We start from the raw sequence: 23,017 nt of genomic DNA, 5'->3' as shown, positions 1-23,017 counted from the left end.
TCCCGGATAGCGGAGCAATCCCGCAAAGGAACGTCACTCCCGCGAAGGCGGGAGTCCATTTCACAGCCAGCGCCGTATTCAAACCAGCGTAGGATTTTCAGACAACAGCGGCGCCTGCCCCTGGATGCCCGCCTGCGCGGGCATGACGAATATCTGGTAACGCCGCACACATTACCGACCGTATTTGGTGCCAGCCCACATTATTGATAAGACCAGCGCCGATTGGGCTTCTGCTTCCCGGGGCCAGTGGCCATAATGGCACTCCTCACCCTGTTTTTGCCGAGCCAACCATGACCAACGTGGACACTTTCACTCTTGTGCTGGCCGCCCTGGCCTGCTTTACCGGCGCCTACGTGCAGACCGCCATCGGTTTTGGCATGGCGGTGGTGGCCGCGCCCATTCTGTTTTATCTGGATCCGGCGCTGGTGCCCGGCCCGCTGATGGTGGTGCTGCTGGTCATGTGCCTGGTGAATGGCTGGCGTTTTCGCAAGGGGCTGGAGCTGAACCTGCTGGCACCGGCGCTGCTGGCACGCATTCCCGGCAGTGCCGTGGGGGTGTGGCTGCTGGCGGTGCTGCCGTTGCAATGGCTGGCGGTGCTCATCGCCATTACCATCATGCTGGGGGTACTGGTGCGGCTGAAGGACATCGCCCTGCCCATGACCAAAACCAACATGGCGCTGGGCGGCTTTCTGTCGGGGGTGATGGGCACCAGCACCACCATCGGCGGCCCCCCCATGGTACTGGTGATGCACGGCGCCGACATGCACCGCATTCGCGCCAACCTGGCGGGCTTTTTTGTGGTCTCCACCCTGATGTCGGTAGGGGCGCTGGCCAGCGGCGGCTTTCTGACCCAGGCCCACCTGATGATGGCCCTGCCGCTGGCGCCGGCGGCGCTGCTGGGCAACTGGCTGGCGGTGCACACCCTGCACCTGGTGTCGCGTCCGGTGATGCACTACGGCTCACTGGGGCTCTGCACCCTGGCGGTGATCGGCATGTTAATCAATACCTTGACCTAATCCCGCGTAAACCGTGGCATTGTTAAACGAGGCATAAAGTCCGATAATAACCGCCGTTTATTGTCGAATGCCGAGTGATCATGTCTGAATACCTGCTGCTGTTTGTCGGCACCGTGCTGGTCAACAACTTCGTGCTGGTGAAGTTTCTTGGCCTGTGCCCCTTTATGGGGGTGTCGGGCAAGCTGGAAACCGCCATCGGCATGGGCCTGGCCACCACCTTTGTGCTGACCCTGGCCGCCGCCTGCTCCTATCTGGTCAACCAGTATATTTTGCTGCCGCTGGATCTGCTGTACCTGCGCACCCTGTCGTTTATTCTGGTGATCGCCGTGGTGGTGCAGTTCACCGAAATGGTGGTGCATAAAACCAGCCCGGCGCTGTACCGGCTGCTGGGTATCTTCCTGCCGCTGATCACCACCAACTGCGCGGTGCTGGGGGTGGCCCTGCTCAACATCAACGAGCAGCATAATTTCATGCAAAGCCTGGTCTACGGCTTTGGCGCGGCGGTGGGCTTTTCCCTGGTGCTGGTGCTGTTTGCCGCCATGCGCGAACGGCTGGCCGGCGCCGACGTACCCGCCCCGTTTCGCGGCCCGGCCCTGGCACTGGTGACCGCCGGCCTGATGTCACTGGCCTTTATGGGCTTTACCGGACTGGTGAAGTTGTAACATGACACACATTCTTATCGCCATTGGCGTGCTGGCGCTGCTGGCATTGATCTTCGGGCTGGTGCTCGGCTTTGCCGCCGTGCGCTTTCGCGTGGAGTCGGATCCCATTGTTGATCAGCTCGACGAGCTGCTGCCCCAGACCCAGTGTGGCCAGTGCGGTTACCCCGGCTGCCGCCCCTACGCCGAGGCCGTGGCCAACGGCGACGACATCAACAAGTGCGTGCCCGGCGGCGACGCCACCATGCGCAAGATCGCCGATCTCATGGGGGTGGAGCCCCAGGCCATGGGGGAAGAGGCCGCCGAGCCGGTAAAAAAAGTCGCCTTTATTCACGAGGACATGTGCATTGGCTGCACCAAGTGCATTCAGGCCTGTCCGGTGGATGCCATTGTCGGCTCCACCAAGGCGCTGCACACGGTGCTCGTTGACGAGTGCACCGGCTGCGATCTGTGCGTGGACCCTTGCCCCACCGACTGCATTGAAATGGTGCCGGTCAAGGTGACTCCCGACAACTGGAAATGGCAGCTCGAGCCCATTGCCATCAAGCAGGTGAACTAAATGTCGCTGTTAGCGAATCTTCAGGCAGGCAAACTGCACGACTTTCATGGCGGCATTCATCCGCCCGAGCGCAAGGCGCCGGCCAACCTTAAGCCCATTGTGGATGCCGGTCTGCCCGACGAGCTGGTGCTGCAAATTCGCCAGCATATCGGCCAGCCCGCCCGGCTGCGGGTCAAGGTGGGCGATCACGTACTCAAGGGCGAGCGCCTGACCGACGCCGACAATCCCATGATGATCCCGGTGCACGCGCCCACCTCGGGCACCGTCAGTGCCATTGAGCGCCGGCCGCTGTGCCATCCGTCCGGCCTGGACGGCGACTGCATTATTATTCAGCCCGACGGCCAGGACCGGTGGCGGCCGCGCTTTCCCATGAGCGACATCGACGCCCTGGGCGCCGACGTGCTGCTGGAGCGCATTCACGAGGCCGGCATCACCGGCCTGGGCGGCGCCGGCTTTCCGTCCCACATCAAGCTGCGCCCGCGCAAAAAGGCCATCGATACCCTGATTATCAACGGAGTGGAATGCGAGCCCTACATCAGCGCCGACGATCGGCTGATGCGCGAACATGCCAGTGAAATTCTTGAAGGCGTGGCCATTTTGCGCCACATCGTTCAGCCCCGGCTTACCGTGATCGCGGTGGAAGACAACAAGCCCGAGGCCCTGGCCGCCCTGCGCGACGCCAATGGCTGTGAACAGGTGCTGGTGGTGGCGGTGCCCACCAAGTATCCCTCCGGCGGAGAAAAACAGCTGATTGAAATTCTCACCGGCCAGCAGGTGCCCCGCAACGGTCTGCCCGCCGACATTGGCATTGTGGTGCAGAACGTGGGCACCGCCTTTGCGGTGAAACGCGCCGTGGTCGACGACGAGCCGCTGATCCAGCGGGTGGTCACCCTGGCCGGCAACGGTTTTGGCGAACAGTGCAACGCCTGGGTGCGCATTGGCACCCCGGTGCGTTACCTGCTGAAGCGCTTTGCCTTTCGCCCCGGTCCCGATCCGCGCATCATCATGGGCGGTCCCATGATGGGCTTTACCCTGCACACCGCCGCCGCCCCGGTGATCAAGGGCAGCAACTGCGTACTGGCCCCCACCCTTGATGAGCTGTCGCCACCGGTGCAGGAGCAGCCCTGCATTCGCTGCAGCCAGTGTGCCGATGTTTGCCCCGCCAGCCTGTTGCCGCAGCAGCTGTACTGGCACGCCCGCGCCAAAGAGCACGACAAGCTCAACAGCCACAACCTGTTTGACTGCATTGAATGCGGCGCCTGTGCCTGGGTGTGCCCCAGCCAGATACCATTGGTGCAGTATTACCGGGTGGCCAAGGCCGACATTCGTCAGGCCCAGCGGGAAGCCGAGCAGGCCGAACGCGCCAGGCAACGCTTTGAAGCTCGCCAGGCCCGGCTGGAGCGGGAAAAGGCCGAACGCCAGGCCCGCCAGCAAAAGGCCGCCGCCGAGCGCAAGGCGCGCATGGCCGAACAGGTGGCCGCCGGTGGTGAAGACCCGGTGGCCGCCGCCCTGGCCCGGGTCAAGGCCCGCCAGCAGGCGGAAGGCACCGACGACATGGCCGCCGCCCGCGCCGCCCGCAAGGAAGAGGCCCGCCGCAACCGCGAACGCAAGGCCGCCGAAGCGGCCGCCAGTGCGGCACCGGCAAGTGATGATAAAAAGGATGCGGTGGCCGCCGCCATCGCCCGTGCCAAGGCGCGCAAGGCCGCTCAGGCTGCGGAGCAGAGCGAACCGGCAACCGCGCCCACCGCCAAGCCGGAAACCCCAGCGGATGACAAGAAAGCCGCGGTGGCCGCCGCCATCGCCCGAGCCAAGGCGCGCAAGGCCGCTCAGGCTGCGGAGCAGAACGAACCGGCAACCGCGCCCACCGCCAAGCCGGAAACCCCGGCGGATGACAAGAAAGCCGCGGTGGCCGCCGCCATCGCCCGTGCCAAGGCGCGCAAGGCCGCTCAGGCTGCGGAGCAGAACGAACCGGCAACCGCGCCCACCGCCAAGCCGGAAGCTCCGGTGGACGACAAAAAGGCCGCGGTGGCCGCTGCCGTCGCCCGTGCCAAGGCGCGCAAGGCTGCGAAAGATGCCGAACAGGCCGATGCCGCCCCGGCCGAGCCAGCGGCAGAGCAGACCACCGAGCAATCCGGGCCAACGCCGGCGGAACAGTCCGACGACAATAAAAAAGCCGCCATTCGTGCCGCCGTGGCCCGGGCCAAGGCCCGCAAGGCCGCGGCCGCCAGTCCACAACCGAAACCGGAAGACGAGTCCTAATGGGTTTTCATATCAGCAGTTCACCCCATGATCACGCACCGCTCAGCACCAGCGTGCTGATGCGCCGGGTCTGCTATTGCCTGCTGCCGGGCATTGCCATGCAGTGGTGGTATTTCGGCTGGGGCAGCCTGGTGCAGATTGCCCTGGCGGTGCTCACCGCCTACGCCGCCGAAGGCCTGGTGCTGAAGCTGCGCCGACGTCCCCTTGGCGTGTTGCGCGACAACTCGGCGCTGCTCACCGCCTTGCTGATTGGCATTGCCATTCCGCCCCTGGCGCCCTGGTGGCTGGTGGTGATCGGCACCGCCTTTGCCATCATCATTGCCAAGCAGCTTTACGGTGGCCTGGGGCAAAATATCTTTAACCCGGCCATGGTGGCCTATGTGCTGCTGCTGGTGTCGTTTCCGCTGCCCATGACCAGCTGGTTGCCGCCGCTTTCGCTGCAGCACTATCCACCGGGGCTGGGCGATGCCCTGTCGGCCATTTTCACCGGCCACACCCTGGACGGTTTCAGCCCGCACCAGTTGCGCGAACTGGCCGACGGCACCACCATGGCCACGCCCCTCGACACCCTGAAAACCGGCTTTACCCAGGGGCACACCGCCAGTGAAATGCTGAATAACCCCATTTTCGCCGGGCTGGCCGGCATTGGCTGGCAGTGGGTGAACCTGGCCTATCTGGCCGGTGGCCTGGCGCTGCTGCGGCTGAAGCTTATCAGCTGGCCCATTCCGGTGGCCATGCTGGCCACCCTGGTGCTGCTGAGTTTTCTGGGCTTTATGATCTCCCCCGACAACACCGCCGGGCCCTTCATTCAGCTGTTTTCCGGCGCCACCATGCTGGGGGCCTTTTTTATCGCCACCGATCCGGTGTCGGCCTCCACCACCTTTAAAGGCCGGCTGATCTACGGCGCACTGATCGGCCTGCTGGTGTACCTGATCCGTACCTTTGGCGGCTACCCGGATGCCATCGCCTTTGCGGTGTTGCTGGCCAACCTGACGGTGCCGATGATCGACAGCCTGACCAAACCCGCCACCTACGGAGCGCAACGCTGATGCTGGAAACAATGCGTAAAAACGCCCTGGTGCTGGCCGCCTTTGCCCTGGTCTGTACCGCCCTGGTGGCCTTTACCAACAGCCTGACCCGGGCCACCATTATCGAGCAGGAGCAGGCCCAGCTGCTGGCGGTATTGAACGAACTGCTGCCCGACAGCACCCACGACGAGCCGCTTTATGAACACTGCGTGATGCTGGAAAGTCCGCAATACCTGGGCAGCCGCGACCCCCTGCCGGTGTTTACTGCGGTCAAGCAGGGCGAGGTGCAGGGCCATGCCATTGAAGCCATCGCCCCCGACGGCTACAGCGGCGAGATCAAACTGGTGGTGGGCGTGAATGCCGACGGCAGCCTCTCGGGCGTGCGGGTACTCAACCACAACGAAACCCCGGGCCTGGGCGACAAGATTGAACTGAAAAAGTCCCGCTGGCTGCTGGACTTTGACGGCAAGCGGCTGAACGGCGCCGAGGACGCCAGCTGGGCGGTGCGCAACGACGGCGGCCAGTTCGACGCCTTTACCGGCGCCACCATCACCCCCCGGGCCGTGGTGGGTGCGGTGCGCAAGGTGCTGCTGCTGGTCCATGAACAACCGCAACTGCTGAGTAATGCGCCTCGCTGTGGAGAGAGCCTGTGAACGAGCAATACAAAGACATCATTCGCCAGGGCCTGTGGGGCAACAACCCGGCCCTGGTGCAAATCCTCGGCCTGTGTCCGGTACTGGCGGTGACCAATACCCTGACCAACGCCCTGGGGCTGGGCCTGGCCACCCTGCTGGTGCTGGTGGGCTCCAACGTCTCGGTGTCGCTGGTGCGCCGGTGGGTACCGAGCGAAGTACGCATTCCCATCTATGTGATGATCATCGCCAGCCTGGTGACCTGCGTGCAGCTGCTGATGAACGCCTACACTTACGGGCTTTACCAGTCGCTGGGTATTTTTATTCCGCTGATCGTCACCAACTGCGTGATCATCGGCCGGGCCGAAGCCTTTGCCTCCAAAAACAGCGCAACCCTGGCCGCGCTGGACGGCCTGATGATGGGACTGGGCTTTACCGCCGTGCTGCTGGTGCTGGGTGGTCTGCGCGAGCTGCTGGGCATGGGCACCCTGTTTGACGGTGCCGAGCTGCTGCTGGGCGACTGGGCCACCGGGCTGCGCGTGGACGTGCTGCACCTGGACAACGGCTTTTTGCTGGCCATTCTGCCCCCGGGGGCCTTTATTGGCCTGGGGCTGCTGGTGGCCGGCAAGAACTGGCTGGACAGCCGGCTGGCGGCACGCCGTGCCCCCGCCCCCAAACCCGAAGTCACCCGAGCCCGAGTAACCTCGTTATGAACATGAACAAACGCCGGCAGATCCTGGAGCGGCTGCGGGCCGAAAACCCGCACCCGACCACGGAGCTGCATTTCAACAACCCGTTCGAGCTGCTGATCGCCGTGCTGCTGTCGGCACAGGCCACCGACGTGAGCGTGAACAAGGCCACCAAGGGCCTGTTTGCCGCCGGCCCCACCCCCGCCGCCATGCTGGCCCTGGGGGTGGACGGGGTCAAGGAGCACATCAAGACCATTGGCCTGTTCAATTCCAAGGCCGAAAACGTCATCAAGACCTGTGCCATACTGCTGGAAAAACACGGCGGCGAGGTGCCGGAAAGCCGCGAGGCGCTGGAAGCCCTGCCCGGTGTGGGCCGCAAAACCGCCAACGTGGTACTGAACACCGCCTTTGGCTGGCCCACCATCGCCGTGGACACCCATATTTTCCGGCTGGCCAACCGCACCCGCTTTGCCCCGGGCAAGAACGTGGACGAAGTCGAGCAAAAACTGCTGAAGTGGGTGCCCGCCGAGTTCAAGCTCGACGTGCACCACTGGTTTATTCTGCACGGACGCTATGTCTGCACCGCACGCAAGCCCCGCTGTGGCGCCTGCGTGATCGAGGATCTGTGCGAGTTTAACGACAAGCAATATCCGGCCGGTGAATAACCGCGCCAACACACACCAACGGGAGCAACACATGCGTATTCTGCACACCATGCTGCGAGTGGGTAACCTGGACAAGTCCATTGCCTTTTACACCAACATCATGGGCATGAAACTGCTGCGCACCAGCGAAAACGCCGAGTACCAATACACCCTGGCCTTTGTGGGCTATGGCGAAGAAAAAGACGAAGCCGTGCTGGAGCTGACCTACAACTGGGGCACCGACAGCTACGATCTGGGCAACGCCTACGGCCATATCGCCATTGAGGCGGAAGACATCTACGGCATGTGCGAGCAAATCCGCGCCGCCGGTGGCAAGGTCACCCGCGAGCCGGGCCCGGTCAAGGGCGGCACCACCGTTATCGCCTTTGTGGAAGACCCCGACGGCTACAAGATTGAGCTGATCGCCAAAAAGGACGCCGGCAAGGGGCTCGGGGACTAGAAGCCAGAAGCTAGAAATAAAACTGAAAAGCCTGCAGTCACCAAGTGTACGCAGGCTTTTTTGTCTTCCAGCTTTCAGCTTCAGGCTTCCAGCTAACCCCCGCAAGGAGGTGGTCAGCGCATGGGCAGTTCGACATCCTCAAACAGCTTTTCGATATCGTCGGGGGATTTCAGGGTAATGGCCTTGTCGACCCGTTCCCGGGTGAGGTGGGGCGCGAAGCGCTCCATAAAGTCATACATGTAGCTGCGCAGAAAGGTCCCCTTGCGAAACCCGATCTTGGTGGTGCTGGCCGCAAACAGGTGGCCGGCGTCGATGGCCACCAGATCGCTGTCTTCCTTCGGATCCACCGCCATGCTGGCGAGCACGCCAATGCCGATGCCGAGGCGCACATAGGTTTTGATGACATCGGCGTCGGTGGCGGTAAACACCACCCTGGGCTCGTAGCCGGCCCGGTTAAAGGCCACATCGAGCTGGGAGCGGCCGGTAAAACCGAACACATAGGTCACCAGCGGAAAACCGGCAATGTCGGCAATGGTGGGCTGGCTGACCGAGGCCAGGGGGTGATCCCTGGGCACCAGAATACAGCGGTTCCAGTGATAACAGGGCAGCATGATCAGGTCCTGAAACAAATGCATGGCCTCGGTGGCAATGGCAAAGTCGGACGAGCCCTTGGCCACCGACTCGCTGATCTGCACCGGCGTGCCCTGATGCATGTGCAGCGACACCTTGGGATAGCGCTGAATAAAGCCCTGAATCACCCCGGGCAGGGCATAGCGGGCCTGGGTGTGGGTGGTGGAAATATTGAGCGAGCCCTGATCCGGATGGGTATGCTGGCTGGCCACGGCCTTGATGCTTTCCACCTTGCCGAGGATCTCACCGGCAATGCGAATAATGTCGCGCCCGGCGGGGGTAATTTGGGTAAGGTGCTTGCCGCTGCGTTCAAACACCTGAATGCCGAGCTCGTCTTCCAGCATGCGTACCTGCTTGCTGATGCCGGGCTGGGAGGTGTAAAGGCTCTCGGCGGTAGCGGAAACATTGAGATTATGGTTGGCAACTTCGACGATATAGCGCAACTGCTGAAGTTTCATGATGGTCCAGATTCACGGTGACTTGTGTAAATACTATCAGACCTTGGCAAAAGATCCTCTGCATTGGCGCCGTTCTGGCATATTAATATGGTGCTAACGGCCTGAAACATCACCATTTATTGATTCAGGACGTTAGCCAAAGCCCATTTGGTGAGTTAACATTTCCGCTCACGCTCAAACCACCATAGCGAGCCCGTTGCCCATGATCCTGACCCTGGTACTGATAACCATAGGCGCCCTGCTGTTTCTCGTTATCGTCTACAACATACTGCAGCAGTACCGGCAAAAGCAGGCGGCGGAAAAGCGTGCCGTTCTGATCAGGCACAGCCGTATCGTGAACGAGACGGAAGAACTGCTGCTGAACGCCAGTCAGCTGCCCTACAGCCGCACGCTGGTGCTGATTTTGTACCAGCGCGTGCAGAACAGCCTGCAGACCATGGTGGAGACGGATCCCGGCAACACCCAGCTGGCCGGGCGGCTGGACAATGTGCGCCAGCAAATCGCCGACGCCCGGGAGAATTTTCCGCCGGTGCAGGGCAGCTTTCGCCGGCCCGAGTCGGATCAGCAGGCGCTGCACATGCTCAAGCTGGTCAAACGGCTGCGCCACGTGGTGCGCCAGGAGCACAACAACGGCAAGGTGGGCTCCCAGACCTTTGTGGCGGAAGACCGTCGCCTGGAGCTGATGCAACTGAAAATCAACCTGAACAACCTGCTCAAGCGGGTACGCATGGCCATCAGCAACCGGGAAACCGCCACCGCCCGGCAAATGCTGGAAAAAGGCAAACGGATCCTCGGCAACCTCACCGACAAGGACGATCAGTTGCTGAACATTGAACAAACCATTCAGGAGTGGATTGACGAGCTCGATACCCGGCAGCATGAGGTGGAGCAACAGAAGGAAAAAGAAGAGCAGGAAAAGGAAAAGTCCGAACTCGACATGCTGTTTGAGCCCAAACGCAAATGGTAAGCCCCATTCACGCCCTGCTGGGCGACACCGACGCCTTTTTCTCTCAGCTGGCCGAGGCCATGGCCGCCCACGGCCTCCCCGCCACCCTTGGCCCCATGGATCACCTCTGCTACCGGGCCGCCAGCAATGCGGAATATGTACTCCTGAAAGAGCGCCTGGCCGAGCACGGACGCGTGCTGGTGGAGGGCATGATCGGGGGCCGGCCCATTATGACCTATGCCCTGCACCGGCCCCTGGCCAGCCCCTTTGGCCCCGTGCCCTGCCTGGAGCTGGCCGCGCCCAAGGCGGGCAAGGCTCACCACACGGGGCTGGAGCACGGTGAAATGGTGGTGCCGAGCCTGCCTGCCCTGCTGGCCCGCTATCCGCATGTGCCCTTTAACCAAAAAGGCATGCCGGACGAGCTCACCCTCGCCCTGCCCCCCTTGCAGGTGAAATTTCACTGCCAAAGCCTGGCGGACACCATTGCCACCGAGATTGCCGAGGGACTGGTGGTGCCGGTGCCCGAGGATTATTTCGCGTTGTAAGATGCCTGTGCCGTGCTGACATTGCGCGGCTCATACCGGCGCAGCCGCCAGGTCAACGCGCCGGTTACCGCCATCACCAGGATCATGCCCACCGTCACCCCGGGCAGGCCGGCCGCCTGCCAGAAGGGGTAAAGGTACAGGCCGCCGAGGCTGGCCCCGGCGTAGTAAAATACCAGGTACAGGGACGACGCCAGGGCCCGGTGCTCGGTCACGCTGCGCCCCACCCAGCTGCTGGCACAGGCATGGGCCAGAAAAAAGGCGAAACTGTCTACCAGCAGCGACACCAGGATCACCGGCAGCCGCCCGCTCAGCAACCCCAGACTACCCAGCGCCATGATCACGATGGCCGCCAGCAGAGTGTTACACAACCCAAAACGACTCACCAGGGCGCCGCTCACGCCAGAGGCAACCGTGCCGGTCAGGTAGGTCAGAAACAGCAATCCGATGGCTGCCGGCGCCAGGGCAATGGGCGGCGCCGACAGGTAAAAGGCCACATAGGTGTACTGGTTGAGAAACACCATGAAATTCAGCCCGCCCACCAGATAAACGGGCCACAGCAACGGATTGCGCACATGGGCCAGCAGGGCGCTGGCCCCTTCCCCCTTGCTCGCCGGCACAAAGCAGCGGGAGCCGGGCAACAGCCTTGGCAACAGACCCCAGAGCAGCAGGCTGACGCCGGCCAGCACCACAAAGCTCGCCTGCCAGTGTCCGGCCCACTCGGCCACCAGACCGCCAAACACCCGGCCGGCAATACCTCCCAGGGAGTTGGCGGCAATGTAGATACCAATGCTGGTCACCAGCGCCCTGGGAGTAAATTCTTCTCCCATGTAGGCCACCGCCGTGGCCGGCAGCCCCGCCAGAAAAAAGCCCTGCAGCCCGCGCAGCGCCACCAGGCTGCCGTAATTCGGCACCCAGGCCAGGCTCAAGCCCAGCAAAATGGCCACCAGCAGGGTGCCCAGCATCACCCGTTTGCGTCCCAGCCGATCCGCCAGGCGCGCCCAGAACAACAGCCCCGCCGCCAGCCCCAGGGTAGCCGCCGACAGCGCCCAGCCCGCCCCCAGAGCCGACAGTGCAAAATCCCGGGCCAGCAGCGGCAGCAGCGGCTGAGCCACGTAGAGGTTGATGAACACCAGCACGGAGCCCAGCCCCAGAGCCAGGGTGGCACGCCACCAGAGGGGAGTTTTTACATCGAGCATGACGTGTCTCCGACAGGATATGCCTTGACCTTACGCCCATCGAAAGAATAATTTAAATATATTAAATTTATCGAAACCATCACGGTTGCTTATGATTGATCCCCGCTGGCTGCGCCAGTTCGCTGCCGTGGCCCACACCGGCAATATCACCCGCGCCGCCGAACAGCTACACCTGGCCCAGCCGGCGGTGACCATGACCATCAAGAAACTGGAGCAACACCTGGGGCTGACCCTGTTTGAGCGCCACCAGGGCCGGTTGCACCTGACCGCCGAGGGCACACGGCTGCTGGAACATGCCGAGCGTATTCTCGCCGCCCTGACCCTGGCCGAGCAGGACATGACGGCACTGCACGATCTCAACGCAGGCGAGGTGACCATTGGCATTCCCAGCATGCTGGGCTCGTTTTACTTTCCGCCGCTGCTGATGGCGTTCAAGCACCGTTACCCGGGCCTGAGCATTCGGGTTGAAGAAGCCGGCACCCAGAACGTGCTGGAGCATCTGCTGCAAGGAGAGCTGGGGCTCGGCATAGTGCTCACCGCCGATCTGCCCGCGGGCCTGTGCGGGCTGCCCCTGCTGCGGGAGGAAATGGTGGCGGTGGTGGCCCGGGATCACCCTCGAGCCCACCAGTCTCACATTCGCCTTGACGACTTTCTGGCCGAGGAGCTGGCGGTGTTTCGCCACGGCTTTTACCACCGGGAATACATTGAGGACATGGCGCGCCAGCGCGGCCTGCGTCCGCGCATCGGCTTTGAAAGCAACCTCATTCCCCTGCTCAAGGCGGTGGTACGCCAAGGCTTTGCGGTGACCACCGTTTTGCGCATGGTGATCGAGCACGACACCGATCTCGTGCCCATCTCCTTTGAAACCCCCTATTTTCTCGATCTCTGCCTGGCCTGGCCCAAAGAGCGGCGCCTGTCCCGGGCCGAACAGGCCTTTATCGACTTTATTCGCGAGCAGCACCAAGGACCTTTACAAGGGGAAGCTGCACTTGTTATAACATAACAAATCAATAACGGAGCCCCTCATGAAGCTGACTTCCATTGCCCTTGCCGCCTCGCTGCTGCCCCTTGCCGCCCACGCCCAGCTCGGCGTACACGAACATGGCTTTGGCCAGCTCAACCTGGCCCAGAGCGACGACCGGCTGGTGCTGGAGCTGTTTGCCCCCGCCGCCGACATTGTGGGTTTTGAACATAATCCGGCAACCGGCGAAGAGCGCGCCGCCTATGAACAGGCCATCGACAAGGGCCTGAATGCCGCCGCGCTGTTTGCCCTGCCCGCCGCCGCCGGCTGCGTGCTGCAGCAGGCAAGTCATATTGCCACCGACGAACACGATGAGCACGATGAGCACGATGAGCACGATGAGCACGATGAGCACGATGAGCACGAGCATCATGATGACCTCGCTCACAGCGACATCAATTTGCGTTACGCCTGGCTGTGCAGCCAGCCCGAGGCCCTGAACGGGCTGAATGCCGCCGGCCTGTTCATGGCCTTTCCGGGCTTTCACCGCATCGAGTTTCAGGGCCTGCTGAGGTCCGGCCAGACCGCCGCCACCCTCACGGCCGAACAGCCCGAGGTCCGCTGGTAACATGGTACCGCTGTTATCCATTCATCAACTGACGTTCGCCTGGCCTGGCCAGGCGGCGTTGCTCAACATCAACAGCCTGTCGCTCGCCCCCGGCGAGCGCCTGTTTATCAAGGGACCCAGTGGCAGCGGCAAAAGCACCCTGCTCGGACTGCTGGCGGGCATTCTTCGGCCCGGGCAGGGCCGGCTCGAAATCCTGGGCCGGGACCTGGTCCGAATGACGGCGAGCCGGCGGGATCGCTTTCGCGCCGATCACCTGGGCTACATCTTTCAGCAGTTCAACCTGCTGCCCTACCTGTCGGTGGTGGACAACGTCACCTCGGCGCTGATCTTTTCGCGGCACAAGCGCCGGCAACTTGCCGCGCCGCCACGGCAGGAAGCCGAGCGCCTGCTGAGCGCGCTGCGACTGCCCCCGTCGCTGTGGCAACAACCGGTACACAAACTCAGCATTGGCCAGCAGCAGCGGGTGGCGGCGGCCCGGGCACTGATCGGCCGGCCGGCGCTGGTCATAGCCGACGAGCCCACCTCGGCGCTGGACGCCGACAGCCGCGCCGCCTTTATGGCATTACTGTTCGCCGAATGCGAACAGGCCGGCAGCGGCCTGGTGTTTGTGAGCCACGACGCCGGGCTGGAGCCACTGTTTACCAACGTCGTGTCCCTCAACCAACTCAACGGAGCCGCCCATGCTGAGCCTGGCCTTTAACAGCCTGCGGGCACGCCGGCTGACTGCCGGTCTGACGGTGCTGGCCATCGCCATCAGCGTGCTGCTGCTGGTGGGCGTGCACAAGGTGCAAAACGAGCTGAAAGACAGCTTTGCCCGCACCATTTCGGGTACGGACCTGATCGTGGGCGCCCGCTCGGGGCAGATCAACCTGCTGTTGTACTCGGTGTTCCGCATCGGCAACCCCACCAACAACATCAGCTGGGCCTCCTATCAGCGCATCAAAAACCAGCCGGGCGTGGCCTGGACGATACCGCTGTCGCTGGGGGACTCCCATCAGGGTTACCGGGTGCTGGGCACCAGCGAAGACTATTTCCGCCATTACGCCTACGGCCGGCAACAGCCGCTGGAGCTGGCCGAGGGCCGTCCCTTTGCCGACACCTTTGAGGCGGTGATCGGCGCCGAGGTGGCACGCCGGCTCGGCTACCGGCTTCAAGACAAGCTGATCATCGCCCACGGCGCCGGCAACACCTCGTTCAGCCTGCACGAGGATCTGCCCTTTACCCTGGTGGGCATTCTGGCCCCCACCGGCACCCCGGTGGACAGAACCGTGCACATTCGTCTGGACGGCCTGGAAGCCATACACCTGGGCTGGCAAAGCGGCCGCCAGACCCGGGAACTCACCCGGGAGCAGGCGCTGGCCGCCAGCCTGGAGCCCGCCGCCATCACCGCCTTTCTGGTGGGGCTCGAAAACCGGGTGCAGGCCTTTGGCCTGCAACGCAGCATCAACAACTACCGGGCCGAGCCCCTGTCCGCCATTCTGCCCGGCGCCGCCCTGCACGAGCTGTGGAGCATGATGAGCCTGGCGGAACAGGCCATAGCCCTGATTGCGCTCTTTGTGGTGGTGGCCGGCCTGCTGGGCATGCTCACCACCCTGCTGGCCGGCCTCGCGGCGCGACGCCGGGAGCTGGCCATATTGCGCTCCCTGGGCGCCGGCCCCCGGCATTTGTTTGGTCTGCTCACCCTGGAAGCGGCCCTGCTCACCTTGCTGGGTATGGCCCTTGGCATGGCGCTGCTTTATGCTGTGCTAATGGTGTCGGCACCGCTGCTGCAGGCACACTACGGCCTGTTGCTGTCGGTGGGTCTACCCTCAGCCGCCGAATGGCGCCTGCTCGGCCTCATCTGGCTGGCGGGCATCATCACCGGCCTGTTGCCGGCGGCCCAGGCCTTTCGTTATTCAGTCAACGATGGAATGAGTATCAGACAGTGAAACTGCGACACACCCTGTTCACGCTGGCGTTGCTGGCCGTGCCGGCGCTGGCCGATGATTACCAGCTTACCGAATGGGACGATCTGATCCCGCTGGAAGAGCAGCTCAACCCGCCGCCCTTTCCCGAGGTGGATCACGAGGATGAATTTGCCATTCCGGCCCAGCCGGTGGGCAAGGTGGTGCCGGCCATGAACGGCAAAAAGGTACGGCTGCCCGGCTTTGTGGTGCCGCTGGAAGGCGACAGTGAAACCATTACCCAGTTTTTTCTGGTGCCCTATTTCGGCGCCTGCATTCACGTGCCCCCTCCGCCTACCAACCAGATTGTGTACGTCAACTACCCCAAGGGGGCCAGGGTTGATGACCTGTGGGACGCGGTCTGGGTGGCCGGCACCCTGAGCACGGTAAGCGCCAGCAACGACATTGCCGACGCCGCCTATTCGCTGGAAGGGGTGTCGGTAGAGCCTTACGATTTGTAAGCCAGCCCCGCCTCCTGCAACAGCCCGGCCACCAGTCCGGCGGCCGGCTGCGCCCGGGCCCTGGCCACGCCCGTGCCGGCCCAGTGGGCGGCGAAGTCATGGCAGCCCAGTGCGACCGCGGCGCCATGCAGCCGCTTGGCGGCGTCATAGGCCACCGGATAGTCGGGAGTTTGCGGCGCGCCAGGCGCTTCGCCATGGGCAATAAAACGGTTGAGCAGGCCCCGGGCCGGACGCCCGGACAGAGTCCGGGTCAGCCGGGTCTGACCGGCGCCGGCACTCAGCAGCCGCCGCCGGTATTCCTCACTGGCCGCCGACTCCGGGCAGGCCACAAAGGCGGTGCCCAGCTGCACCGCCGCCGCCCCCCGCGCCAGCATGGCCTGCATGTCATGACCATCCATGATGCCGCCGGCGGCGATCACCGGCAACCGGACTTCATTCACCAGCAGTTGCACCAGCTCGGCGGTGCCCAGTTGCGGGTCGTGAGCGCCGGGATCAAACATGCCCCTGTGTCCCCCCGCTTCCATGCCCTGGGCCACCAGGGCGTGAACACCGGCGGCTGCAATGGCCTGAGCTTCTTCCAGGCGGGTGGCGCTGGCCAGGGTGATCACACCGGCACTGTGCAGCCGTTCCAACACATTCACCGGTGGCAGGCCGAAATGAAAACTGACCACGGCCGGACGCAGCTCAACCAGCAGATCCTGCATGGCTTCGTTGTGGTTGAAACTCAGGTAGATCTCTTCCAGTTTTACCGGCGGCAACGCCCCCTGCCCGGCAAACAGCGGCTGCAGGTATTGCAGCCAGGCGATCTCGATGGCGGCATCGCGCCGGGCCGGCCGGTGGCAGAACACATTGACGTTAAACGGCCGGTCGGTAAGCCGCCGGGTCTGCTCTATCTGGCGGCGGGCATCCGCCACAGAGCTGGCGCCGAGCCCGAGGGAGCCCAGGCCTCCGGCATTGGACACGGCCGCCGCCAGCGCCGGGGTGGACACGCCCGCCATGGGGGCCTGAATAAGGGGAAAACGTATTCCCAGCAGGTTTAACAGCGCAGAGGTTGACGACATGGGGGCTCCTTGTTGTGCCGGCCTGGGCGAACAAACCCGGCCCAGGGCTCACCCTATCCCGGGGTGAAGGCGAACACAACGACGTTCACCCCGACAGAACCACAAAGACACTCAAATGAGATCCATGTCCGTTTGGGCCGGCGCCGGCCACTCCTTGAGCATCCACACATCGCAACCGCCATGCGCCGACGCCATCAGCGGCGCGTCGAGACGGCAAAAGCCGAGCTTTTCATACAGGGCAATGGCATCGGTCATGGAGCTCAGGGTATCCAGATAACAGGCCGAGAATCCCTGCTTCACGGCAAAGGCCAGGCAGGCCTCGGCAAGCCGCCGGCCAAGACCGTATCCCCGGGCGGCGGGCAGCAGAAACAGCTTTTTCAGCTCGCAGATGCTCCGGCTGCCCCTCAGCGGGGCCAGGCCGGCGCCGCCCACCACCTCGCCGTTCAGCCGGGCAACAAAATAGCGACTGTTCGCCTCGGGGCGGTAATGCCGGCTCATGCAACGCACTTCGTCGTCGCCCGGGCCAAAGCCCTCGCCCACAGCGCCGAATTCGGCGCCCACGTTCCGAATAATCCGGCAAATAGCGGCGTCATCCCGAGGAGTGATGGGGGTAATGGTCAGGGCCGGTGTATGGGTAGTCATCTCTTCAACGCCTTACTGCGCGGGCGGCACAAACACCGCCAGCCAGATGGTGAGTTCATCGGGGGCGGTGTGGCACACCCTGTGTTTTTGATGAGCGGGAATATAAAGGTGATCCCCGGGCGCCAGGGTTTGCCGGCGACCGTGCTCGAACTCCAGGGTGCCGCTACCGGTCAGCACCAGCACCCATTCGTCTTCGTGCTGATCGTACCAGCCTTCGGCCGGCGAGGTGTGGCCCCGAGACACAATGCGCTCGATGCGCACATGGGGAGTGCTCAGCAGTTCGTCAAAGCGTTCTTCGGCGAGGTGCGCCGGCAGAGGATGAAACAGGTTATCCATGATGCCGTTTCGTGCGTGATCAATGCGGCCATGGTAACAGGCAGGCACCGATGTGTGCACGTCGTCATTGAATGCCCGCGCCATGATGATGAGGCCGCAGGCTGTCGGGCACACCGGTGCGGTTCAGCCCCCCTTCCCTGAGCCAGCGCTGGGTATGCAGCCGGGCCCGGCGAATAAGGCCGGCGGTCACCGAAAAATCGAACACCGACACCGCCTGGGGGCACAGGGGCGCCACCACGTGAATATCGGCCTGGTGCTGGTAATGCTCCACGTCGCGCACCAGCTGCCACATGCTGAGCAGATTCAGGGTATGCAGCGCCAGTGACGCCATGCTCGCCGGCACTGCCGGGCAGGCACAGCCAAAACCGGTGGGCAGCACCAGCAACCGCTTGGCACCCAGGGCCACGGCACTGGCGATGGGCGTGTTGCTGGCCACGCTGCCGTCTACCAGCGCCTTGCCGGCCACTTCCCGGTGCGGATACACCAGGGGAATGGCAGCGCTGGCCAGCAGGGCCTCGAGCAGGGGGCCGGCCGACAGCACCGCTTCCCGGCCGGTGAGCAGCTCGGTGGCCACTATGTGCAACGGCAACTGGGTGTCTTCAATGCGCGCCACCGGCAGCCGGCGCTCCAGCAGGTGCGCCAGGGCATCGGCCGGCACCAGATGGTTCTGCCCCAACAGCAGCGATTTGAGCGCGCTGAAGGTATGAATGGGAAACACGTCTTCGCTGCGCAGCGACAGCCAGATGTCGGCCAGCTCCTCCACCCCGTGGCGGTGCGGGCGGGCGGCGAAATAGGCGCCGTTAATGGCCCCCACCGAGGCGCCCACCACCAGCTCGGCGTGAAAACCGTGTTCAATCAGTGCCTGCAGCATGCCCACCTGTACCGCTCCCAGGCTGCCACCACCGGCCAGCACCAGGGCGGTGCGGCCGTGCTCCCGTTCACTCATGTTGTTTCCTCCCGCACATGACGGCGCGCCAGCAGCAGATAGAGCGAGGGCACCACAAACAGGGTGAAAAAGGTCCCCACGGCCATGCCCCCCACCAGCACCAGACCAATGGAGTTGCGCGCCGCCGCGCCCGGACCGTCCACCAGAATGAGCGGAAAATGCCCGGCCACGGTGGCCACCGAGGTCATCAGCACCGGCCTGAGCCGGGTCATGGCCGCCTGCTCAATGGCCTCGGCCTTGGTCAGCCCCTGCTGCTGCAGCTTGTTGGCGAATTCCACGATTAAGATTCCGTTCTTGGCGATGAGGCCCACCAAAGTGACCAGCCCCACCTGGGCGTAAATATTGAGGGTGGTGGTCCAGCCGTCGGTCCAGAACGGCAGATCCGGGTTGGGCATTTTCAGCACCGTAAAAATGAGTGCGCCAAACATGGCCAGGGGCACCGAGCCCAGCAGGATCACCAGCGGATCGCGAAAGGAGTTGAACTGCACCGCCAGCACCAGAAAAATCATCACGATGGCCAGCCCCAGTGCCGGCAGGAACCTGCCGCCTTCGGTGCGCAACTGGCGCGACTCACCGGTGTAATTAATGCTGTAGTCCGCCGGCAGCAGCTCCCGGGCCGCATTTTCCAGCACCGTCAGGCCTTCGTCGAGGCGACCGGTCATGCCCGACAGCTTGATGGCGTTAAGCTGCTGAAAGCGGTTGAGGGAGCGCGGCACCGTGCTGTTTTCGAGCCGGGCGATGGCCGACAGCGGCACCAGCTGGCCGGCGGGCCCGCGCAGGTAAATGTCGCCCAGTTGCTCCGGGTTAAGCCGGTCACGCCGCCGCAGCTGGGGGATCACCTTGTAGGCCCGGCCGTCGATATTGAAGCGGTTGACGTAATTGCCGCCGAGCGCCGCCCCCAGATCCAGCCCCACCTGGCGCTGAGTGAGCCCCAGCGCCGCCAGCTTCTGGTGATCGAGCACGATTTCGGTCTGGGGCTGGTCGATTTTCAGGTCAATCTCCGGCGGAAAATAAAACAGGCCGCTGGCCGTGGCCACCTGCTGCAACTGCCGGGCATAGGCCAGCATGTCGGCGGGCTCGTCGGTGGAGGCGATGATGAACTCCACCGGAAAGTTGCTGCCGCCGGGCAGCGCCGGCGGCTGGGCCACAAACACCTGCAGCCCGGGAATGGCATTCATGCCCGCCTGAATATCCGGCACGATTTCCCGAATGGTGCGCTCCCGCTGCTCCCAGGGCTTGACCACCATGCCGCTGAAGCCGCCCACCCCCAGCGCCGCGGCGAACGGGTCCGAGGGCGACAACAAAATCTGAAAGGTCAACGCCCGCTCCGGCGCATCCAGAAACACCCGCTCGGCGGCCCGGCCAAAGTGCACCTTCTGATCCGCCGAAGCATTGGCGGCGTTGTTGATGATGCCGAACATAAAGCCCTGATCCTCGAGCGGCGCCAGCTCCCGGGGGGAAAACAGGTACATGGGCACCACCAGCAGGCCCAGGCCGCCCCAGAGCACGTATACCGCGGTGCGCCGGGCCAGCACCCGTGCAAGCCAGCGGCCGTAGGCCAGTTTCAGCCGATCAAAGGTGTGGTTCACCCGGCCGGTGAAGCCCCGCTCCTCGCGCTCGGCGCTGCGCAACAGGGTGGCACTCATGGTGGGCGACAGGGTCAGCGCCACCAGCCCGGAGATGGTCACGGCGCCGGCCAGGGTGAGGGCAAACTCCCGAAACAGGGAGCCGGTAAGCCCTCCCTGCAGGCCGATGGGAATGTACACCGCCGCCAGAGTCAGGGTCATGGCGATCACCGGGCCCATCAGCTCCCGGGCACCGATGAGTGCCGCCTCTTTCGGGGTGCGTCCTTCCCGCAGGTGCCGCTCCACGTTTTCCACCATCACGATGGCGTCGTCCACCACCAGCCCCACCGACAGCACAATGGCCAGCAGGGTCAACAGATTGAGGGTAAAGCCGAACAACTGCATCAGGAACACGGCGCCCACCAGCGACACCGGAATGGCCACCACCGGCACCAGCACCGAGCGCCAGGATCCCAGGAACAGGAAAATCACCCCAATCACGATCAGCAGGGTCTCGCTGAGAGTGCCCACCACCTCGCGAATGGCGTTGTCCACGTATTCCGAGGCATCGTAGCCGATCTCCGCCGCCAGCCCCTGGGGCAGGTCTACCCTCAGCTGTTCAAGATCGTCGCGCACCCCGGCGATCACCTCGATCACATTGGTATTGGGCAGGGGAAAAATGCCCATAAACACCGCGTTCTGGCCGTTAAAGCTGACCTCGGTATCGTAGTCTTCCGCCCCCAGCTCCACCCGGGCCACGTCTTCCAGCCGCACCAAGGTGTCGTTGCGGGCGCGGATCACCAGCCGGCGAAACTGCCCGGCACTGTGCAGGTCGGTGTTGGCGGTAAGGAACACCCGCACCAGGGCCCCCTGGGTGCTGCCCACCGCCGACAGAAAGTTGTTGGCGGCCAGGGCCTGGCTCACCTCGGCCGGGCTGATGTCCAGCGCCGCCAGCCGCTCGGGCTCGAGCCACACCCGCATGGCAAAGGTGCGGGCGCCGAAGATCTCGGCCCGCTGCACCCCGGGCAGGGCCGACAAACGCGGCTGCACCACCCGCACCAGATAGTCGGTGATCTCGCTCTGGGACAGGGTGTCGGAAGAAAAACTCAGGTAGGCGGCGGCAAACTCGGAGTCTGCCGACTGCACGCTGATGGCGGGCACCTCGGCCTCGGCGGGCAGCTGGTTGCGCACCTCGTTGACCTTGGCGGTAATGTCCGCCAGTGCCCGGGTGGGCTCGTAATTCAGCTTGAGCCGGGCGGTCACCAGCGACAGCCCCAGCAGACTTTTCGACTCCACATAGTCGATGCCGTCGGCGGCGGCGATGGCCCCTTCGATGGCGGTGGTCACAAAACCACGCACCACCTCGGCACTGGCGCCCACATAGGGGGTGGCCACCACCACAGCGGCGTTTTCACTTTCGGGATACTGGCGCACGCTGAGCGACCACCAGGCCTGGGCGCCGGCGATCAAAATCAGCAGGCTGACCACCAGGGCCAGCACCGGGCGACGCACGAAGATGTCGGTAAAGGCGGGCATCAGCCGTTGTCCGGTTGCGGGTGAAGGGAGAAATCCGGCGCCAGCCGGTTGTCGATCACCACCGCCATGCCCGGAAACAGCTTGAACACCCCGGTGGACACCAGTTGCTGGCCGGCTCGCAGCCCCTCGCTGACCGCCACAAAATCCCCCAGCCGCCGGCCAAGCTTAACCGGCTGGCGACGCAGCACGTGGGTATCGCCGTCACCGGCCTCAATCACCAGCACGGCGTCGTTCTCCGGGCCGTGCAGAATGGCGGTGAGTGGCACCAGCAGCAGGGCTTCGGCCTCGGGCTGAGTCAGTGTCAATTGCACAAACATGCCCGGACGTAGCGCACCATCGGGGTTGGCAAGACTCGCCTGCACCCGCACACTGCGGGTGGCCAGGTCCAGCTCGGGATCAAAGGCACTGATCTCACCGTTAAAGGTGCGTCCGGGCCAGGCGTCGGCGAATACCGCTACCGGCAACCCCGCCCTCAGCCCCGCCAGCCGTCGCTGGGGCAGGGAAAAGTCCACCAGCACCGGATCCAGGGTGTGCAGCGATACTACCGGACTGCCCTTTTCCAGAAACTGCCCCGGGCTGATGCGACGAATGCCCAGTTGTCCGGCAAAGGGCGCGCGTATCACCTTTTGCGCGATCTGCGCCTCGATAAAACGCTGCCGGGCACTGGCCTGGCGATAACGGCTCTGAGCCTCATCGAAATCGCCCTGGGCCAGGCTGCCGCGGTTGCGCAATGCCCGCGCCCGTTGATAGGTGAGCCGGGCCAGCTCGGTGGCGGCGCCGGCTTCGTTCAGTTGCGCCTGCTCAAGGTGGTCGTTCAGGCGCAGCAACAGCTCGCCGGCCTTCACCCGGGCGCCCGCGGCAAAGGCCACCTCGGCCACCACCCCTTCCGCCTCGGTACGCAGCAGCGCTCCCCGCACCGCCGCCACCGAGCCCACCGCGGTCACTTCGGGCTGCCATTGATACTCGCGCACGGCAATGGCGTTCACCCGCTCCGGTGGCATCACCATGTTGTCGGCGGCCTCGGCCATGGCATTGAACTGGGCGAGTTTGGCCACCATCAGCAGGGCCGCAACGGGCAACAACGCCAGCAGCCCGGCCAGGCTCCAGAGCAGGCGTGAACGCATGATCCCTCCTCGCTGAAAACAAACGGCTAGGATCAAGTCTAGTTGTAAGAACCGAGCGCTCCGATCCGACCGCACGGTAAAACAGCCAGAAGG

At 63.9% G+C, this 23,017-nt stretch carries 24 protein-coding genes; 16 read left to right on the top strand and 8 right to left on the bottom strand.

Annotation, left to right across the window (positions count from 1 at the left end; all coding sequences use genetic code 11):
* The first annotated feature begins 290 nt into the window (after positions 1-290).
* The 9 genes from PU634_RS06895 (at position 291) to gloA (ending at position 7,946) form a co-directional block, all read left to right on the top strand.
* A complete protein-coding gene (locus tag PU634_RS06895; protein ID WP_306763323.1) occupies positions 291-1,016 on the top strand; it encodes a sulfite exporter TauE/SafE family protein in 726 nt (241 codons plus the stop codon).
* A gap of 80 nt (positions 1,017-1,096) precedes the next feature.
* Complete coding sequence (rsxA, locus tag PU634_RS06890; protein WP_306763322.1) at positions 1,097-1,678, top strand: electron transport complex subunit RsxA; 582 nt, start codon at positions 1,097-1,099, stop codon at positions 1,676-1,678.
* Position 1,679: 1 nt separating this feature from the next.
* Complete coding sequence (gene rsxB, locus PU634_RS06885) at positions 1,680-2,234, top strand: electron transport complex subunit RsxB (protein WP_306763321.1); 555 nt, start codon at positions 1,680-1,682, stop codon at positions 2,232-2,234.
* On the top strand, positions 2,235-4,493 hold the full coding sequence (rsxC, locus tag PU634_RS06880) for an electron transport complex subunit RsxC (protein WP_306763320.1): 2,259 nt from the start codon (positions 2,235-2,237) through the stop codon (positions 4,491-4,493).
* Positions 4,493-5,542, top strand: a complete 1,050-nt coding sequence (gene rsxD, locus PU634_RS06875; protein WP_306763319.1) for an electron transport complex subunit RsxD — start codon at positions 4,493-4,495, stop codon at positions 5,540-5,542. Before rsxC ends, rsxD begins: the two co-directional genes overlap by 1 nt.
* Positions 5,542-6,174, top strand: a complete 633-nt coding sequence (gene rsxG, locus PU634_RS06870) for an electron transport complex subunit RsxG (RefSeq protein WP_306763318.1) — start codon at positions 5,542-5,544, stop codon at positions 6,172-6,174. The genes rsxD and rsxG overlap by 1 nt, the downstream gene beginning before the upstream one ends.
* Positions 6,171-6,866, top strand: a complete 696-nt coding sequence (locus tag PU634_RS06865; RefSeq protein WP_306763317.1) for an electron transport complex subunit E — start codon at positions 6,171-6,173, stop codon at positions 6,864-6,866. The genes rsxG and PU634_RS06865 overlap by 4 nt, the downstream gene beginning before the upstream one ends.
* Positions 6,863-7,507: an endonuclease III gene (nth, locus tag PU634_RS06860; protein ID WP_306763316.1), complete on the top strand. Its 645-nt coding sequence runs from the start codon at positions 6,863-6,865 to the stop codon at positions 7,505-7,507. The genes PU634_RS06865 and nth overlap by 4 nt, the downstream gene beginning before the upstream one ends.
* A gap of 31 nt (positions 7,508-7,538) precedes the next feature.
* The gene (gene gloA, locus PU634_RS06855; protein WP_306763315.1) at positions 7,539-7,946 is read left to right on the top strand and encodes a lactoylglutathione lyase; all 408 of its coding nucleotides are present in this window, start codon (positions 7,539-7,541) and stop codon (positions 7,944-7,946) included.
* A gap of 113 nt (positions 7,947-8,059) precedes the next feature.
* On the opposite strand, the gene cysB is transcribed toward gloA, so the two are convergent.
* Positions 8,060-9,034: an HTH-type transcriptional regulator CysB gene (gene cysB, locus PU634_RS06850; protein WP_306763314.1), complete on the bottom strand. Its 975-nt coding sequence runs from the start codon at positions 9,032-9,034 to the stop codon at positions 8,060-8,062.
* A 202-nt stretch (positions 9,035-9,236) separates the two neighbouring features.
* Here cysB and PU634_RS06845 point away from each other — a divergent pair, with 202 nt between their 5' ends.
* Entirely contained in the window at positions 9,237-10,001 is a 765-nt protein-coding gene (locus PU634_RS06845) for a DNA repair ATPase (RefSeq protein ID WP_306763313.1), read from the top strand.
* The gene (locus PU634_RS06840; protein WP_306763312.1) at positions 9,995-10,525 is read left to right on the top strand and encodes a VOC family protein; all 531 of its coding nucleotides are present in this window, start codon (positions 9,995-9,997) and stop codon (positions 10,523-10,525) included. Before PU634_RS06845 ends, PU634_RS06840 begins: the two co-directional genes overlap by 7 nt.
* Here PU634_RS06840 and PU634_RS06835 read toward each other — a convergent pair.
* Positions 10,510-11,721: an MFS transporter gene (locus tag PU634_RS06835; protein WP_306763311.1), complete on the bottom strand. Its 1,212-nt coding sequence runs from the start codon at positions 11,719-11,721 to the stop codon at positions 10,510-10,512. The two genes, PU634_RS06840 and PU634_RS06835, sit on opposite strands and share 16 nt — an antisense overlap.
* Before the next feature lie 91 nt (positions 11,722-11,812).
* Here PU634_RS06835 and PU634_RS06830 point away from each other — a divergent pair, with 91 nt between their 5' ends.
* The 5 genes from PU634_RS06830 to PU634_RS06810 are packed head-to-tail and all read left to right on the top strand — an operon-like array spanning position 11,813 to position 15,714.
* A complete protein-coding gene (locus PU634_RS06830) occupies positions 11,813-12,724 on the top strand; it encodes a LysR family transcriptional regulator (RefSeq protein WP_306763310.1) in 912 nt (303 codons plus the stop codon).
* A gap of 22 nt (positions 12,725-12,746) precedes the next feature.
* Positions 12,747-13,310 carry a ZrgA family zinc uptake protein gene (locus tag PU634_RS06825; protein WP_306763309.1) on the top strand — a complete coding sequence of 188 codons (564 nt, stop codon included), beginning with the start codon at positions 12,747-12,749 and terminating at the stop codon, positions 13,308-13,310.
* 1 nt (position 13,311) lies between these two features.
* The gene (locus tag PU634_RS06820; RefSeq protein WP_306763308.1) at positions 13,312-14,010 is read left to right on the top strand and encodes an ABC transporter ATP-binding protein; all 699 of its coding nucleotides are present in this window, start codon (positions 13,312-13,314) and stop codon (positions 14,008-14,010) included.
* On the top strand, positions 13,991-15,238 hold the full coding sequence (locus PU634_RS06815; RefSeq protein WP_306763307.1) for an ABC transporter permease: 1,248 nt from the start codon (positions 13,991-13,993) through the stop codon (positions 15,236-15,238). The genes PU634_RS06820 and PU634_RS06815 overlap by 20 nt, the downstream gene beginning before the upstream one ends.
* Complete coding sequence (locus tag PU634_RS06810; protein WP_306763306.1) at positions 15,235-15,714, top strand: DUF3299 domain-containing protein; 480 nt, start codon at positions 15,235-15,237, stop codon at positions 15,712-15,714. The genes PU634_RS06815 and PU634_RS06810 overlap by 4 nt, the downstream gene beginning before the upstream one ends.
* Here PU634_RS06810 and PU634_RS06805 read toward each other — a convergent pair.
* The 6 genes from PU634_RS06805 to PU634_RS06780 form a co-directional block, all read right to left on the bottom strand.
* Positions 15,702-16,775 carry an NAD(P)H-dependent flavin oxidoreductase gene (locus tag PU634_RS06805; protein ID WP_306763305.1) on the bottom strand — a complete coding sequence of 358 codons (1,074 nt, stop codon included), beginning with the start codon at positions 16,773-16,775 and terminating at the stop codon, positions 15,702-15,704. The genes PU634_RS06810 and PU634_RS06805 overlap by 13 nt on opposite strands.
* A gap of 111 nt (positions 16,776-16,886) precedes the next feature.
* Entirely contained in the window at positions 16,887-17,417 is a 531-nt protein-coding gene (locus PU634_RS06800) for a GNAT family N-acetyltransferase (RefSeq protein WP_306763304.1), read from the bottom strand.
* Between the two features lie 12 nt (positions 17,418-17,429).
* On the bottom strand, positions 17,430-17,753 hold the full coding sequence (locus PU634_RS06795; RefSeq protein WP_306763303.1) for a cupin domain-containing protein: 324 nt from the start codon (positions 17,751-17,753) through the stop codon (positions 17,430-17,432).
* A 64-nt stretch (positions 17,754-17,817) separates the two neighbouring features.
* Positions 17,818-18,699, bottom strand: a complete 882-nt coding sequence (locus tag PU634_RS06790; protein ID WP_306763302.1) for a patatin-like phospholipase family protein — start codon at positions 18,697-18,699, stop codon at positions 17,818-17,820.
* Positions 18,696-21,800: an efflux RND transporter permease subunit gene (locus PU634_RS06785; protein ID WP_306763301.1), complete on the bottom strand. Its 3,105-nt coding sequence runs from the start codon at positions 21,798-21,800 to the stop codon at positions 18,696-18,698. The genes PU634_RS06790 and PU634_RS06785 overlap by 4 nt, the downstream gene beginning before the upstream one ends.
* Positions 21,800-22,924 (bottom strand): efflux RND transporter periplasmic adaptor subunit, encoded by a 1,125-nt coding sequence (locus PU634_RS06780; RefSeq protein ID WP_306763300.1) that lies wholly within the window; start codon positions 22,922-22,924, stop codon positions 21,800-21,802. The genes PU634_RS06785 and PU634_RS06780 overlap by 1 nt, the downstream gene beginning before the upstream one ends.
* Positions 22,925-23,017: the final 93 nt, after the last annotated feature.

Origin of the sequence: Oceanimonas pelagia (assembly GCF_030849025.1) — a bacterium.
Lineage (GTDB): Bacteria > Pseudomonadota > Gammaproteobacteria > Enterobacterales > Aeromonadaceae > Oceanimonas > Oceanimonas pelagia.
Note: the sequence above shows the minus strand (reverse complement) of the source record. Positions and strands in the feature narration are given on the sequence as shown.